We start from the raw sequence: 13,577 nt of genomic DNA, 5'->3' as shown, positions 1-13,577 counted from the left end.
ATGCCCAAGCCCACGGCGCCCCACCCCACTGCGCCCGATACCACAACCAGCCCTGCAACCGCGCAGACCCCGGCACCCAAGCCCAAGGCGCTCATCGTCGACGATGAGCCCGACATCCTGGAGCTGGTCAGCATCACCTGCGCCAGGCTCGGCGTCGTCGCTGCCACCGCGGGCAGCCTGCACGAGGCCCAGGCGTTGCTCGAGCAGCGCAGCTTCGACCTTTGCCTCACGGACATGCGCCTGCCGGACGGCAACGGCATCGAGCTGGTGCGGGCCATCGCCGAGCGACGTCCCGAGACGCCCGTGGCCATGATCACCGCCTACGGCAACATGGAGTCTGCGGTGGCGGCCATGAAGGCGGGCGCCTTCGACTTCGTTGCCAAGCCGCTGGATCTGCATGTGCTGCGGGATCTCATCGGCGCGGCGCTCAAGCTGCGCACGCCGCTCGCGGCGGAGAGCGCCGACGGCAGCGACTCCGGGCTGCTCGGCACCTCGGCGCAGATGCGCGAGATCCGCAGCCTTATCGCCAAGCTCGCGCGCAACCAGGCGCCGGTATTCATCAGCGGCGAGAGCGGCACCGGCAAGGAGCTCGCCGCGCGGCTGGTGCATGCCCTTGGGCCCCGCGCGGACGCACCCTTCGTGCCGGTGAACTGCGGCGCCATCCCGGGCGAGCTGGTGGAGAGCGAGCTCTTCGGCCACCGCAAGGGCAGCTTCACCGGCGCCGTCAGCGACAAGCAGGGCCTGTTCCAGGCCGCCCAGGGCGGTACCCTGTTCCTGGACGAGATCGCCGACCTGCCCCTGCCCATGCAGGTGAAGCTGCTGCGCGCCATCCAGCAGAAGAGCGTGCGCCCGGTGGGCGCCGAGCAGGAAGTGCCGGTGGACGTGCGCATCATCAGCGCGAGCCACCACGACCTGAAGCAGGCGGTGGACCGCGGCGCCTTTCGTCAGGACCTCTTCTACCGCATCAACGTCATCGAGCTGTTCATACCGCCGCTGCGGGAGCGCCCGGAGGACATCGACGTACTCGCCGGGAGCATCCTGACCCGCATCGCCGCGCAGGCGGGCGGCGAGCCGCAGCGGCTGTCGGAGGCCGCACGCGCGGCGCTGCACGTCTACGACTTCCCCGGCAACGTGCGCGAGCTGGAGAACATCCTGGAGCGCGCCACCGCCCTGTCCGACGCCCCTGTGCTGGAGGTCGCTGACCTGCGCCTGCCCGACCGCGAGCCGAGCGCCACAGACCCCGACCCCGGCACCGACCCAGCGGCGGCAGCCGCAGCGCCAATCCAGGCCACCAACCAGCAGCCCCGCGCCCATGCCCAGGCGCAGCCCCAGCCCGACAGCACCGACGCCGAGATCGACATCGGCGACCGCCCCCTCGAAGCCAAGCTGGACGAGATCGAAAAAAAGGCCATACTCAAGGCCCTGGACACCACCCACTGGAACCGCACCGCCGCGGCCAAGCTGCTCGGCATGACACCCCGCTCCCTGCGCTACCGCCTGAGCAAGCTCGGGCTGGACTGAGACCACCGCGGGCGCGACGCCCCCCCTGGGGCCGCCGACTTCCAGTCGGCCCACCGCTTACCCGACATCAAGCCGGCCACCGGACGCCACAGCCCGAAGACCCAGCTGAGCCGCAGCAGATCCGACCACTCCCTATTTGAACGCAGCCGCCTTCATGGCAGCGTCGGCGGCAACAGCCCGCCCATCGACCCACGCTGACGCACCAATTCCAGCCGCACCCACACGCACCCCACCGTGCCACCCACCCTCAACAGCGCCACCTCCTTCGCACACTGGTTCCGCCAGTGCACCCCCTACATTCACGCCCATCGCGGGCGGACCTTCGTCATCGCCTTCGGCGGCGAGGCCCTGGACGACCCCGCACTGCCGACCCTGGTGCACGACATCGCCCTGCTGCACGGCCTCGGCATCCGGCTGGTGCTGGTGCACGGCGCCCGACCGCAGATCGAGCGCCGCCTCGCCGAGCGCGGCACCGAGCTGCACTACATCGGCGGGCTGCGCATCACCGACGATGCCGCCCTCGCCTGCGTCAAGGACGCCGCCGGCAGCGCCCGCGTGGAGCTGGAGGCGCTGCTCTCCATGGGCCTCGCCAACTCCCCCATGGCCGGCGTGCGCATCCCGGTAGCCTCCGGCAACTTCGTCATCGCCCGGCCCATCGGCGTGCTCGACGGCGTGGACTATCAGCACACAGGCAAGGTCCGGCGTATCGATCGCGAGGCCCTGCGCGCAGCCCTGGACGCCGGCGCCGTGGCACTGATGCCGCCCATCGGCTACTCGCCCACGGGCGAGGTGTTCAATCTTTCGGCCGCCGACGTCGCCCGCGCCGCCGCCGTGGCCCTGGCGGCAGACAAGCTCATCTTCCTGGTGGAAGGTGAAGGCGTCACCGATGCCGCAGACCGCCCGGCGTCGAGTCTGCTCGCCGGCGACGTGGACGCCCTGCTGGCGGGCGACGCCGGGCTGCCGGAGGAGCTGGCGCAGGCGCTGCGGGCGGGCGCCGACGCCTGCCGCAGCGGCATCCGCCGGGTCCACCTGATTCCGCGGGCGCAGGACGGCGCGCTGCTGCAGGAGCTCTTCACCCGCGACGGCGCCGGCACCCTCATCTCCGACCGGCCCTTCGAGGAGCTGCGACCGGCGCGCATCGACGACATCCCGGGCATTCGCGCCCTGCTGGAGCCGCTGGAGCAGGCCGGCGTGCTCGTGCCGCGCCCGCGCGAAGATCTGGAGGAGGTCATCGACCGCTTCCGCGTCACCGAGCGCGACGGCACCGTGATCTCCTGCGCGGCCCTGTTCTGCTGGCCCGAGGAGCAGATCGGCGAGCTCGCCTGCGTGGTAGTGCACCCGGACTACCGCACCCGCGGCCGCGGCGACCGGCTGCTCGCGCACATGGAGGCCCTGGCCCGCGAGCGCGGCCTGAAACGGCTCTTCGTCCTCACCACCCAGACCGCTCACTGGTTCCGCGAGCGCGGCTTCGAGCCCGCCGGCGTCGGCGACCTGCCGACCACGCGGCGGGCGGCCTATAACGCCCGCCGCAATTCCAAGGTCTATATGAAGCGGCTCGCCGCAACGGCCGAATCCGCTCAGGTCCCATGACCGCCGTAGGCGTCCTCTCAGCAGGAGCGGACGCCGCAGCCTCCACCGAGCGGCAACCAACCCGGCCGCGAACGCCCCGGGCGCGTCCGACCCAACTCCGCAGACCCCCTTCCGGCACGCCCCACTGGAGACGCAAGCCCGCAAGCGTTAGGCTGATGGCCCGATTCCAGCCCCAGCCCTGACACCCATGTCCGACAAGCGTCGCCACCTGTACATCGCCCTCATCAGTGTGCACGGCCTGATCCGCGGCCACAGCCTGGAGCTCGGCCGGGATGCGGACACCGGCGGGCAGACGCTCTACGTGGTGGAGCTGGCCCGAGCACTCGCGGCCCGGGACGACGTGGACCGGGTGGACCTGTTCACGCGGCTGGTGGAGGACCCGCACGTGAGCGGCGACTACGCCGAGCCGCAGGAAGACCTCGGCAACGGCGCCCGCATCGTGCGCATCGAGGCGGGACCCGCCGGCTATCTGCCCAAGGAGCAGCTCTGGGACCACCTGGACGCCTTCTCGGACAACATCCTGGCCTTCCTGCGCGAGGAAGACAGCCTGCCGCAGCTGCTGCACAGCCACTATGCCGACGCGGGCTATGTGGGCGCGCGGCTCACGGCGCAGCTCGGCGTGCCGCTGGTGCACACCGGGCATTCACTCGGCCGGGTCAAGCGCCAGCGCCTGCTCGCCTCCGGCATCAAGCAGGAGGCCATCGATGCACGCTACAACATGGACCGGCGCATCAATGCCGAGGAGGAAACCCTCGCCGCGGCGGCCCTGGTGATCACCAGCACCACGCAGGAGATCGAAGAGCAATACGGCCTCTACGACCATTACCAGCCCGAGCGCATGAGCGTGATTCCGCCGGGCACGGACCTCAAGCGCTTCCATCCGCCGGATGGCTCGGAGCAGCGTGCGCCCATGCGCCAGGAGCTGGGGCGCTTCCTGCACCAGCCCGCCAAGCCCATGATCCTGGCGCTCTCGCGGCCGGACGAGCGCAAGAACATCGCCACGCTGGTGGAGGCCTATGGCGAGTCAGAAGAGTTGCAGCGGCTGGCGAACCTGGTCATCGTCGCCGGCAACCGCGACGACATCCGCGAGCTGGACGCCGGCGCCCAGCAGGTGCTGACGGATATCCTGATCCTCATCGACCTGTTCGACCTGTACGGCCGCGTCGCCTACCCCAAGCACCACAGCTCTGACGAAGTGCCGATCCTCTACCAGCTGGCGGCGGCCTCCGGCGGCGTGTTCATCAACCCGGCGCTCACCGAGCCCTTCGGCCTGACCCTCATCGAGGCCGCCGCCAGCGGCCTGCCCATTGTCGCCACCGAGGACGGCGGACCCATCGACATCGTCAAGCACTGCTCCAACGGCATCCTCATCGACCCGCTGGACACCCAGGACATCACCAAAGCGCTGCTCAAGGTGCTGAGCGACCGCAACCGCTGGCGCCAGTACGCCAAGAACGGCGTCAGCGGCGTCAAACAGCACTACTCCTGGCAGGCCCACGCCGAGAGCTACATGAACGCCGTCGGCCCCCTCCTGGAGCGGGTGGAGCCGCCGCCGCGGGCACCGGTGACGCGCCGGCCCATGCTCTACCACGACCGGGCCATCTTCACCGACCTGGACCAGAACCTGCTGGGCGATCCGGACGCGCTGGCGGATTTCATCCGCGTCATCCGCGAGAACCGCAAGTGCACCAGCTTCGGCATCGCCACCGGCCGGCGGCTGGACTCGGCGCTGGCCACCATGCGCCGCTACGGCATCCCGCGCCCGGACGTGCTCATCACCGGGCTCGGCACCGAGATCTACTACGCCCCACAGCTGACCCGCGACTACGCCTGGTCACGCTACATTGACTACCTCTGGTACCCACGGCGGGTGCGGGACGCGCTCGCCGACCTGCCGGGCATCGAGCGCCAGCCGCGTACCGAGCAGAGCCGCTTCAAGGTGAGCTTCTACATCGACCCGGAGGTCTCGCCCAGCCTGGACGAGATCGCCAGCCTGCTGCACCAGGCGGACCTGCACGTGCAGCTGAACCTGTCGTTCGGCCAGTTTCTGGACGTGGTGCCGGCGCGGGCATCCAAGGGGCTCGCGCTGCGCTATGTGGCGGACCAGTGGGGCATCCCGCTGGAGCACTGCCTGGCCGCCGGGGGCAGCGGCGCGGACGAGGACATGATGCGCGGCAACACGCTGGCGGTGGTCGTCGCCAACCGCCACCATGAGGAGCTGTCCCAGCTCATCGACACCGACGGCATCTATTTCGCCGAGGCGCCCTACGCCGCCGGCATCATGGAGGCCATCGAGCATTACCGTTTCTTCGAGGCATGCCAGGTGCCGAGGGACCCCGAGCCGAAGGGCACTGGCTGAGGGACCGCTCCGCGCGCCCTGCACCGGCATCCCCGGCCGCACCATCCACCGCAACCGCACAGCAAGCAAGGGGGCAAGATGTCCGCACCCGACGGCGCCATTCTCATCTGCACCGACCTGGACCGCACGCTGCTGCCGAACGGCTCGCAGCCCGAGTCCGCCAGCGCCAGGCCCCGTTTCCGGGCACTCGCCGCACATCCGGACGTGCGCGTGGCCTATGTGACCGGCCGCCACCACGCGCTGGTGGACCGGGCCATCGAGGAATTCGACATCCCGGTGCCCGATTACCTCATCGGCGACGTGGGCACCAGCATCTACCGGGTACAGGGCCGCACCTGGCTGCCCCAGCACGACTGGCAGCAGCAGATCGCCGCCAGCTGGGGCGGTCGCGACGGCCCGGCGCTGCACCAGCTCATCGCCGACATCGACGGCCTCCTGCTGCAGGAGCCCGCCAAGCAGGGCCCCTGCAAGCTCAGCTACTACACGCCCGAGGACTGGGATCGGCCGGTACGGCTCGCGGAGATCGAAGCCCGTCTCGTGCACGAGGGCATCGCCGCAAACCTGGTGTGGAGCCTCGACGAGCACGCCGGCACCGGCCTGCTGGACGTGCTGCCGGCGGCCGCGAGCAAGCTCACCGCCGTGCAGTGGCTGATCCGGCTCGAGGGGCTGGATGCCGATCACACCGTCTGCGCCGGTGACAGCGGCAACGACCTCGCCATGCTCACAGGCCCCATCAACGCGGTGCTGGTGGCCAACGCCACCGCCGATGTGCGCGCCGATGCGGCCGGTCTGGCGGAGGCGAGCGGTTACCCCGACCGGCTGTACCAGGCCAAGGGCGACTTCCACGGCATGAACGGCTGTTACTCCGCCGGCATCCTGGAAGGCGTCGCCCACTACCTGCCCAACAGCGTGACGCTGTGGGCGGACGTCGACGCTTAAAAACTCCGGCACAACCCAGAAAGGGCGGCGCCCGGCAGACGCCGCCCGCCACCGCGATGACCACCATGCACGACGACGACAACGACCAGCCCGAGCCACTGCTGAGCCCCATCGAAGCCCGCGTCATCGGCAGCCTGATGGAGAAACAGCGCACCACGCCCGACCAGTATCCGCTGACGCTGAACGCGCTGGTGTCCGCCTGCAACCAGAAGAGCGCCCGCCACCCGGTGATGCAGCTGACCCCGGGGGACGTGGGCCACACCGTGAACCACCTGCGCGACCGTGGGCTGATCCACGCAAGCTTCAGCGGCCGCACCGAGCGCTACGACCACAAGCTCGCCGGCACCTACATGCTCGACCGCCGCCAGCTGGGTCTGCTCTGTGCGCTCATGCTGCGGGGCCCGCAGACGCCGGGGGAGCTGCGCACCCATGCCGCGCGCCTTGCGGATCTGCCGGACCTGGCCACGGTGCACGAGACCCTGGACGGCCTGGTGCAGCACGACCCGCCGCTGGTGCGCGAGCTGCCGCGCCAGGCCGGCGCCCGCGAGCAGCGCTTCGCACATCTGCTGTGCGGTGAGCCGAAGCTGGAAGAGCGCCCCACGGCGGCACAGGCGGCCTCGGTTGGGGATGGCGCCCTCGCCGAGCGGGTGGAGCGGCTTGAGCAACAGGTCCAGGAGCTGAGCCAGGCGCTGGCCGCGCTGCGCGAGCGCCTGCCCTGACCGGCGTCATCCCCCGCTCGCCGAGCGACCGCGTGCGCGAGCGCGTGCTCGCCGCCGACAGCGACACGCTGTTGGAGTGGCTCGACCGCATTCTGGTGGCCGAGTCCGTGGATGCGGTGCTGCATTGAGGTCCGGGGCGAAGCGTCTGGCCAGCCCACATTGACGCGACGGCTCATTCGATCATGCCGGGATTGACTGAAAAAGCGCTGCGTCAAAACGCACCCTGCAAGACTGGGAGCAAGGCCGGCGCCAGCCGAGCGGCGCCGCCAAGACCCTGCTCCGCGTGGCGGATCGGCATCCCGTAGTCCTGCGCGAACTGGGTGCGGAGTCGTTCGGTACGCCGGTGCGCCGCCGTGACCAGAACGGCTAGGATGCATCGATGAACCGCATCCTGCTCTGCTGGCTCGGCCGCACCGACCTGCGCGCTGTCGATGAACAGGATCGAGTCGGCATCGGCCCCATCGCCCAGGCCCTGGCAACTGGCCGCTTCGCTCGGCTGGAGCTGCTCTGCGACTACCCGCCCGCCGAGGTCGAGCCCTACCTCGACTGGCTGCGCGCCCGCACCGACGCCCACATCCAGCCCCACCCGGTCACGCTGCCAAGCCCGACGGACTTCGAGGCCATCTACCGCCACGCCCGCGCCCTCACCGACCAGATCCTCGTCGACGGCAGCATCACGCCCGAGCACCTGACCTTTCATCTGAGCCCCGGCACCCCGGCCATGGCCGCGGTCTGGATCATCCTCGCCAAGACCCGCGTCCCGGCCGAGCTGATCGAGTCGTCCAAAGAGCACGGCGTGCAGACCGTCTCGATCCCGTTCCAGCTCAGCGCCGACTTCCTGCCGGACCTGCTGCGCCGCCCGGATGCCGAACTGACCCGACTGACCGCCGGTCTGCCGCCCGCCGCCCCGGCCTTCGACGCCATCATCCACCGGAGCCCCGTCATGCAGCGCGTCGTCGCCCGTGCCCGCCGGGTCGCGCCGCGCCGCATCCCGGTACTGATCGAGGGCGAATCCGGCACCGGCAAGGAGCTGTTCGCCCGCGCCATCCACCAGGCCGGCCCGCGCAGCGACCGGCCGATGATCACCGTCAACTGCGGCGCCATCGCCCCGGAGCTGATCGAGTCCGAGCTGTTCGGCCACGAGAAGGGCGCCTTCACCGGCGCCGTCGGCCCGCGCCAGGGCGTCTTCGAGGCCACCAATACCGGCACGCTGTTTCTGGACGAGATCGGCGAGCTGCCCAAGGCGGCCCAGGTCCGCTTCCTGCGCGCCCTTCAAGAAGGCGAGATCACCCGCGTCGGCGCCACCGCAACCAAGCGCGTCGACGTGCGCATCATCGCCGCCACCAACCGCAGCCTCACCCAAGAGGTCGCCGCCGGGCGCTTTCGCGAAGACCTGTTCTACCGCCTGGCCGTCGCCGTCATCACCCTACCGCCGCTGCGCGAGCGCGACGGCGACGCCGCCCTGCTCCTCGACCGCCTGCTCCACCAGGTCAACCGCGAGAGCGCCACCGAGCCCGGCTTCTCGCCCAAGCGCCTCTCCATCGAGGCCAGACGCCTGCTGCTCGCCCACCCCTGGCCCGGCAACGTCCGCGAGCTGCTCAACACCCTGCGCCGCGCCGCCGTCTGGACCCCCGGCGACATCATCGACACCGACGACGCCCGCGAAGCCCTGCTGCCGGCCCCGGCTGCCCAGCCGGGCCAAGACCCGCTCCTGGGCCAAGACATCCGCCAAGGCATTGACCTCAATGGCATCATCGACCAGGTTGCGCGACACTACCTGGAGCAGGCCATGCAGCACACCGCCGGCAACAAGACCCGCGCCGCGAAACTCCTCGGCTTCAGCAACCCGACCACGCTGACGAACTGGCTGCGCAGGCACGGCGTCGAGCCCTGATGCGGCGTGACCTGCATCTATAAACCGACGAGATCAGAGGGCATCCGGCCAACGCCGGGCACTGTGCAGCACGCGCAGCACCTCCAAGCGCTGGCCGCGGACGCGATAAGGCACGATATACGGTGTATCGCTGACGATGAGTTCACGGGTGCCGGGAATCCGGCCGGGCCGACCGAGGTGAGGATGCTCGGCCAGGTGCTCGACGGCTTCCAGAATGCGCCGGACAGCCACCGGCGGCGATGTGCCGGCGCCGAGGTAGTCTGCCACCGCATCCAGATCGCAGTCCGCACGGCGGGTCCAGACGATCTTCATCGGCCAGTCATTCAGCTGGAACGGCAGCGCTGTGGGCGCACTTCAGCAGCCAAATCAGTTCTCCGTCTCCCCCCACTACCCGGCTTGCCAGCGTCGCTTGACCTGCTCGTGATCCACCACTCGGCCAGCATCCGCGTCCGCCAAACCGGCCCTGATCGCCTCCACCTGCCAGGTATTCGGCCTCGTATACTCATCGATGGCGACAAGCGCCAGCTCGGCTTTCGATCGGCCTGTTGCCTTCGCCAAGTCGTCGAGGGCCTTGTCGGTCTCGTCCGGGATAGGCAAAGTCAGCGTTGTCATGCGTGTACCTTGTGGTTGTCCATCGATTGCGGACTAGTGTAGCGGTTCAGAGCCGGACTCGGGCAACTTCGCAGGTGTGCAGCCGGTCGGCGCTGGCGTTTTCGAGCGGCGGATGCAGATCAACGATTCCGTCAAGCACGCCCACCGTCTTCACTCCGGCAAAGATGCGAAGAAGTACCAGATCGAGCAGATTCGGGCTTGGCTTTCTGAACAGGGTATCCAGCCATGACAGCAAGAACGCTCAGCTACAAAGGCTACATCGCCGCCATCGAGCACGACGAGCGCGACGACATCTACTGGGGCAAGGTCCTCGGCATGACCGACCGCATCACCTTCTAGGGCGAAACGCTGCAGGCACTCACCGAGGACTTCCACAACGCCATCGACTTCTACCTGGGCCTGCGCAACCGAATCGACCATCGGGCCGCCGAGCCATGCCCCTAGCGAAAGCCTTCAAAGACGTCGTCAAAGCCCGCGCCCAGGCCGACTCGGCCTTCCGCGTCGCCCTGCTTGAAGAGGCCCTCGACGCATTCGTCAACAACGACCTTGAGACCGGCAAACTGCTCCTGCGCGACATCATCAACGCCACCGTCGGCTTCGAGACCCTCGGCGCGCAGTTGCCCAAGAGCCCCAAGAGCCTGAAGCGCTTGTTGAGCGCCGAAGGCAACCCGCGGGTCGACGACCTGTTCGCAGTCGTCGCCCATCTCAAGGCATCTGACGGCGTCTCCTTCAGCGTCCGAGCCTGCGCCGACAAGCCATGATGGCTTGCTACGATGCCGCTGATCCGTTCAGCATAGCGACCGAAACGACACCCGCTGCCGAGAGCATCACCAATGAGTCACACCCTATCGCTGGAGTATCCCGAGAACCTGCCCGACGCCCTGCACATGAGCCGCGCCGAATTCGAGCAAGAGGCACGGCTGGCGATGGCCGCCAAGCTGTTCGAGACCGGCAAGCTCTCGTCCGGCCAAGCCGCGCGGCTGATCGGCATGGCGCGGGTCGCGTTCCTGAGCGAGCTGGGAAGGCTCGGCGTGTCGGCCATCCAGATCGAGCCGGACGAGCTGGCGCAGGACCTTGCCGCTGCCGAGGCTGCCGCCGGTGATCATCCTCGACAGTAGCCCGGTTCTACACCTGACCGCCTGCTTCGACGGACTGGATCACCAGCCGAACCTGCATGGGTTGATCGTCCGGTTGAACGAGATCGCGCCGAATCGGGCTTGGCAGCGTCAGGGCTTGCGATTGTCCGGCATTGCCGTACGATTGGGCCATGCACACCTTCGTCGAGCTGCCCTTATTCACCCGCTATGCCGGCGACTACTTCGACGACGGCGACCTTGTGGAACTGCAGACCCATCTTGCCGCGAACCCCCAAGCAGGCGACGCGGTGCCGGCAACCGGTGGCGTTCGGAAGCTGCGCTGGTCCCGTCCGGGGATGGGCAAACGCGGCGGACTGCGCATCCTGTACTACGTGCAGGACGCCAAAGGTCGCATCTGGCTGCTGACGGTCTACGCGAAGAGTGCACGCGAGAACATCGCCGCGGCCACCCTCAACACCCTCAGAGAGATTGCCGATCATGCCGAGATTGACTGAAGATGCGTTGCTGCAACGCGATGCCGAGCGGGACCTGAACGCGGAACTGTTGGACTCGGTCGACGACCTCCAAGCAGGTCGACTCGGCCGCGTGACCATCGTTCGCGACGGCCAAGTCGTCGAGTCCCCCGTCACCAGAGCACGACTGGCCACGAAGCTGTCCCAAGCACGATTCGCGAGCCTGTTGGGCATCTCCAAACGCACACTGGAAGACTGGGAGCAAGGCCGGCGCCAGCCGAGCGGCGCCGCCAAGACCCTGCTCCGTGTCGCCGAGCGGCATCCTGAAGTCCTGCGTGAGCTGGGAACGGAGTAGATCGAACGTCGCTGAGCCCCGAGCCACTGTTTCAAGCCCACCTGGCTAACCACATCACATCCACACCTGCACATCGCGCCCAAACCGCAGGCCCATGACCTGGCACGCCAGCTTCAGCAGTTGGCGCTTCTTGTCATCGCTCTCGTTGGTGCCCACCACCCAACTGGGTGCAAACGGCTCTGTTTCAGACCATAGCTTCGGTCGACTCGGATAGACCTCCTGCGGCGTGCGGCCGACATAGCGGCGGGTGCGCCCGATGCCCCGCGCCGCGACCCGGAACCGTTCAGGGAACGCCGGTTCCAGCTCGGCGAAGTGGCGGAACAGGCCGACGAAGCTGTCCTTCGCAAACCGAGTCGGGAAATCTTGCCCGAACAGCCGGTAGCCCGACACCAGGGCGCGGGTCTGAGGGGTCTGCGGCACCGATTCTGGTGTCTCCATCCCTTTCTGAAGCCTGGCAATGGTCTGCTGCAAGCCGGCGAGCTGGTTTTGCAGTGTGGCGAGCTCGACGGTATCAGGCAGCATTGGCGTGGTCTCCTGCGACGGATGTGTCTTGGGTGGTTCGGTTCGAGTCGCTCGCACCGGTGTGGCGATGCAGGCCGCGCAACAGGCGCTTCTCGGTCCTACGCGAAGGGCGATAGACGGTGACGACCTTGTCGGCGGCGATCACAACCCGGCAGCCGCGCAATCGCTCCAGCGCGCTGATCTCCTGCTTGCGGCGTCGGATCTCCCGGTCCACGTCGTGCGCGCGCAGCAGCAGGCTGTCGTCGTCCACCGGCGTGCCGGCATCGACAATCATCGGGATATCGCATTCCCGCAGACCGCGCTGGCGGATGCGGGCCTCGGCGTGTTGGGTCAGGACCAGGTTCATGTGCGTTGCTCCGTATTGGTGTTCTCAACATCGGGCGCTTCGTCGGAAGTGCTTCCGGTATCGAGCTGCGATGCGCGTTCTCCCGCAGATTCGGCGAACAGCAACAAGCCATCCGGGATTTTGAAGCGCGATGCGAGCTCTTCGGTTATCACCCGGTTCCGCTCCTCAAGCCAGCCGCGGTAGTCTTCTGGCTCAGCCGTGTTTTTCTTCTCTACGACATCCTGTAGGTCGATCCGCCCATCCTGAATCTTCTCAAGAATCTCCTGGTCGGCTTCATTATCCGGTTCGAGCCCGACAATCCGGCCAAGGATGGGCGCAGGGATCGCATAATCCGGTATCGCGCCGCGATAGCTGAACGAGAAATCGATCGGGTCGTCCTCAAACAGGCCAAGCGTCTTCAGTTGATCTTCCAGGAAATTGACGAAGGGCGAGAGTTCGTTGCCCTCGTCATCCTGGTGCGTCATCAGCAGTTCTCGATCTTTCAGAGACTTCCGCTCATCCTCAATCCAGTCGTAGTCGTAGCCATCGTGAAATGCGCCAGGCATGTACGGCAACCGCCGGCACGCCTCTGCGGTTGCGGCCTCCAACGCCTGAAGAGTTTCATCAAGGGCAGTCTGTCGCGCGCGCAAGCTCTGCTTTGCAAGGATCAGAACGGCCAGCGGGGCCAGGTCGAGGATCGCGTCTTCGGTCAAGCCAAGTTGCCATTGCACGATGGTGAGAAAGGTCCGTGCCGATCCGTCGATGCCGCCCTTGAGCGGGATCCGGTTGTACAACTTCAACGTGTCCTTCTCCTTCGGGGGGCGCGTCAACTGCTCCCACTCGACGCCGAGGGCCTCGCACAGCCGTTCGCGATTGCTCTGCCGGATGTTGTCGATCTGATCGCCTACCTCCCAGCGGCTGATCTGCCGCCTGCTCGGGCTGGGGTGGATCGCCTCTGCGAGTTTCTGTTGGGTCCAACCCTTCTGCTTTCGGTAGAACTTCAGGGCGTCCGGGTTCAAACGATCAGTCATGGTGCATCTCCTGCCTTGTGCCGTTGCAGGAAATTATAGGCGCTTTCGGAGTATGGTCTACGGACGTTTAGGCGCCAACAATCTATCTAACGGCACTTGGTGAACTTCGATTCGAGACTTGGTGCCCGGCGCTAAAACGGCGCCATGACCGTCAGATCCGG

17 protein-coding genes and 1 pseudogene are annotated in these 13,577 nt (G+C 67.8%); 11 read left to right on the top strand and 7 right to left on the bottom strand.

The window, feature by feature from the left end; translation table 11 throughout:
• The 7 genes and pseudogenes from QZ607_RS03190 (at position 1) to QZ607_RS03165 (ending at position 9,022) form a co-directional block, all read left to right on the top strand.
• The gene (locus QZ607_RS03190; protein ID WP_295879575.1) at positions 1-1,521 is read left to right on the top strand and encodes a sigma-54 dependent transcriptional regulator; all 1,521 of its coding nucleotides are present in this window, start codon (positions 1-3) and stop codon (positions 1,519-1,521) included.
• Positions 1,522-1,755: 234 nt separating this feature from the next.
• On the top strand, positions 1,756-3,111 hold the full coding sequence (gene argA / locus QZ607_RS03185) for an amino-acid N-acetyltransferase (RefSeq protein WP_295879573.1): 1,356 nt from the start codon (positions 1,756-1,758) through the stop codon (positions 3,109-3,111).
• Positions 3,112-3,298: 187 nt separating this feature from the next.
• Positions 3,299-5,470, top strand: a complete 2,172-nt coding sequence (locus tag QZ607_RS03180) for an HAD family hydrolase (RefSeq protein ID WP_295879571.1) — start codon at positions 3,299-3,301, stop codon at positions 5,468-5,470.
• Positions 5,471-5,548: 78 nt separating this feature from the next.
• Positions 5,549-6,409, top strand: a complete 861-nt coding sequence (locus QZ607_RS03175) for an HAD-IIB family hydrolase (protein ID WP_295879568.1) — start codon at positions 5,549-5,551, stop codon at positions 6,407-6,409.
• A 56-nt stretch (positions 6,410-6,465) separates the two neighbouring features.
• A complete protein-coding gene (locus QZ607_RS03170; protein WP_295879565.1) occupies positions 6,466-7,128 on the top strand; it encodes a YceH family protein in 663 nt (220 codons plus the stop codon).
• Between the two features lie 211 nt (positions 7,129-7,339).
• A pseudogene (locus QZ607_RS25805) lies at positions 7,340-7,498 on the top strand (helix-turn-helix domain-containing protein); the annotation flags it as partial.
• 9 nt (positions 7,499-7,507) lie between these two features.
• A complete protein-coding gene (locus QZ607_RS03165; protein WP_295879563.1) occupies positions 7,508-9,022 on the top strand; it encodes a sigma-54-dependent Fis family transcriptional regulator in 1,515 nt (504 codons plus the stop codon).
• Positions 9,023-9,055: 33 nt separating this feature from the next.
• Here QZ607_RS03165 and QZ607_RS03160 read toward each other — a convergent pair whose 3' ends face one another.
• From QZ607_RS03160 to QZ607_RS03150, 3 genes are all read right to left on the bottom strand, one after another.
• The gene (locus QZ607_RS03160) at positions 9,056-9,334 is read right to left on the bottom strand and encodes a type II toxin-antitoxin system RelE/ParE family toxin (protein ID WP_295879561.1); all 279 of its coding nucleotides are present in this window, start codon (positions 9,332-9,334) and stop codon (positions 9,056-9,058) included.
• A gap of 75 nt (positions 9,335-9,409) precedes the next feature.
• Positions 9,410-9,634, bottom strand: a complete 225-nt coding sequence (locus QZ607_RS03155; protein WP_295879559.1) for a CopG family ribbon-helix-helix protein — start codon at positions 9,632-9,634, stop codon at positions 9,410-9,412.
• A gap of 46 nt (positions 9,635-9,680) precedes the next feature.
• The gene (locus tag QZ607_RS03150; RefSeq protein WP_295879558.1) at positions 9,681-9,869 is read right to left on the bottom strand and encodes a hypothetical protein; all 189 of its coding nucleotides are present in this window, start codon (positions 9,867-9,869) and stop codon (positions 9,681-9,683) included.
• 199 nt (positions 9,870-10,068) lie between these two features.
• Between QZ607_RS03150 and QZ607_RS03145 the strand changes: the two genes are divergently transcribed.
• Entirely contained in the window at positions 10,069-10,395 is a 327-nt protein-coding gene (locus tag QZ607_RS03145) for a transcriptional regulator (RefSeq protein WP_295879556.1), read from the top strand.
• A 72-nt stretch (positions 10,396-10,467) separates the two neighbouring features.
• Complete coding sequence (locus QZ607_RS03140; protein WP_295879554.1) at positions 10,468-10,752, top strand: UPF0175 family protein; 285 nt, start codon at positions 10,468-10,470, stop codon at positions 10,750-10,752.
• 7 nt (positions 10,753-10,759) lie between these two features.
• Here QZ607_RS03140 and QZ607_RS03135 read toward each other — a convergent pair whose 3' ends face one another.
• Complete coding sequence (locus QZ607_RS03135) at positions 10,760-10,903, bottom strand: hypothetical protein (RefSeq protein WP_295879553.1); 144 nt, start codon at positions 10,901-10,903, stop codon at positions 10,760-10,762.
• Between QZ607_RS03135 and QZ607_RS03130 the strand changes: the two genes are divergently transcribed.
• Together QZ607_RS03130 and QZ607_RS03125 are read left to right on the top strand one after the other, a co-directional pair.
• A complete protein-coding gene (locus QZ607_RS03130; RefSeq protein WP_295879550.1) occupies positions 10,902-11,225 on the top strand; it encodes a type II toxin-antitoxin system RelE/ParE family toxin in 324 nt (107 codons plus the stop codon). The two genes, QZ607_RS03135 and QZ607_RS03130, sit on opposite strands and share 2 nt — an antisense overlap.
• The gene (locus tag QZ607_RS03125) at positions 11,209-11,538 is read left to right on the top strand and encodes a type II toxin-antitoxin system MqsA family antitoxin (protein ID WP_295879548.1); all 330 of its coding nucleotides are present in this window, start codon (positions 11,209-11,211) and stop codon (positions 11,536-11,538) included. The genes QZ607_RS03130 and QZ607_RS03125 overlap by 17 nt, the downstream gene beginning before the upstream one ends.
• 54 nt (positions 11,539-11,592) lie before the next feature.
• On the opposite strand, the gene QZ607_RS03120 is transcribed toward QZ607_RS03125, so the two are convergent.
• Genes QZ607_RS03120 through QZ607_RS03110 form a run of 3 tightly spaced genes read right to left on the bottom strand, consistent with a single transcriptional unit; the run spans position 11,593 to position 13,416 of the window.
• Positions 11,593-12,060 (bottom strand): hypothetical protein, encoded by a 468-nt coding sequence (locus tag QZ607_RS03120; RefSeq protein WP_295879546.1) that lies wholly within the window; start codon positions 12,058-12,060, stop codon positions 11,593-11,595.
• On the bottom strand, positions 12,050-12,406 hold the full coding sequence (locus tag QZ607_RS03115; protein ID WP_295879544.1) for a hypothetical protein: 357 nt from the start codon (positions 12,404-12,406) through the stop codon (positions 12,050-12,052). The genes QZ607_RS03120 and QZ607_RS03115 overlap by 11 nt, the downstream gene beginning before the upstream one ends.
• On the bottom strand, positions 12,403-13,416 hold the full coding sequence (locus QZ607_RS03110) for a helix-turn-helix transcriptional regulator (protein WP_295879541.1): 1,014 nt from the start codon (positions 13,414-13,416) through the stop codon (positions 12,403-12,405). Before QZ607_RS03110 ends, QZ607_RS03115 begins: the two co-directional genes overlap by 4 nt.
• Positions 13,417-13,577: the final 161 nt, after the last annotated feature.

Origin of the sequence: uncultured Thiohalocapsa sp. (assembly GCF_913063425.1) — a bacterium.
Taxonomy (GTDB): Bacteria; Pseudomonadota; Gammaproteobacteria; order Chromatiales; family Chromatiaceae; genus Thiohalocapsa.
Note: the sequence above shows the minus strand (reverse complement) of the source record. Positions and strands in the feature narration are given on the sequence as shown.

What these genes read in the sequence shown, in the direction of transcription:
- QZ607_RS03120 (WP_295879546.1), bottom strand. Translation starts at nt 12,060, where the DNA reads ATGCTGCCTGATACCGTCGAGCTCGCCACACTGCAAAACCAGCTCGCC.
- QZ607_RS03155 (WP_295879559.1), bottom strand. Translation starts at nt 9,634, where the DNA reads ATGACAACGCTGACTTTGCCTATCCCGGACGAGACCGACAAGGCCCTC.
- QZ607_RS03175 (WP_295879568.1), top strand. Translation starts at nt 5,549, where the DNA reads ATGTCCGCACCCGACGGCGCCATTCTCATCTGCACCGACCTGGACCGC.
- QZ607_RS03145 (WP_295879556.1), top strand. Translation starts at nt 10,069, where the DNA reads ATGCCCCTAGCGAAAGCCTTCAAAGACGTCGTCAAAGCCCGCGCCCAG.
- QZ607_RS03125 (WP_295879548.1), top strand. Translation starts at nt 11,209, where the DNA reads ATGCCGAGATTGACTGAAGATGCGTTGCTGCAACGCGATGCCGAGCGG.
- QZ607_RS03130 (WP_295879550.1), top strand. Translation starts at nt 10,902, where the DNA reads ATGCACACCTTCGTCGAGCTGCCCTTATTCACCCGCTATGCCGGCGAC.
- QZ607_RS03160 (WP_295879561.1), bottom strand. Translation starts at nt 9,334, where the DNA reads ATGAAGATCGTCTGGACCCGCCGTGCGGACTGCGATCTGGATGCGGTG.
- QZ607_RS03170 (WP_295879565.1), top strand. Translation starts at nt 6,466, where the DNA reads ATGACCACCATGCACGACGACGACAACGACCAGCCCGAGCCACTGCTG.
- QZ607_RS03135 (WP_295879553.1), bottom strand. Translation starts at nt 10,903, where the DNA reads ATGGCCCAATCGTACGGCAATGCCGGACAATCGCAAGCCCTGACGCTG.
- QZ607_RS03165 (WP_295879563.1), top strand. Translation starts at nt 7,508, where the DNA reads ATGAACCGCATCCTGCTCTGCTGGCTCGGCCGCACCGACCTGCGCGCT.
- QZ607_RS03140 (WP_295879554.1), top strand. Translation starts at nt 10,468, where the DNA reads ATGAGTCACACCCTATCGCTGGAGTATCCCGAGAACCTGCCCGACGCC.
- QZ607_RS03180 (WP_295879571.1), top strand. Translation starts at nt 3,299, where the DNA reads ATGTCCGACAAGCGTCGCCACCTGTACATCGCCCTCATCAGTGTGCAC.
- QZ607_RS03110 (WP_295879541.1), bottom strand. Translation starts at nt 13,416, where the DNA reads ATGACTGATCGTTTGAACCCGGACGCCCTGAAGTTCTACCGAAAGCAG.
- QZ607_RS03190 (WP_295879575.1), top strand. Translation starts at nt 1, where the DNA reads ATGCCCAAGCCCACGGCGCCCCACCCCACTGCGCCCGATACCACAACC.
- QZ607_RS03115 (WP_295879544.1), bottom strand. Translation starts at nt 12,406, where the DNA reads ATGAACCTGGTCCTGACCCAACACGCCGAGGCCCGCATCCGCCAGCGC.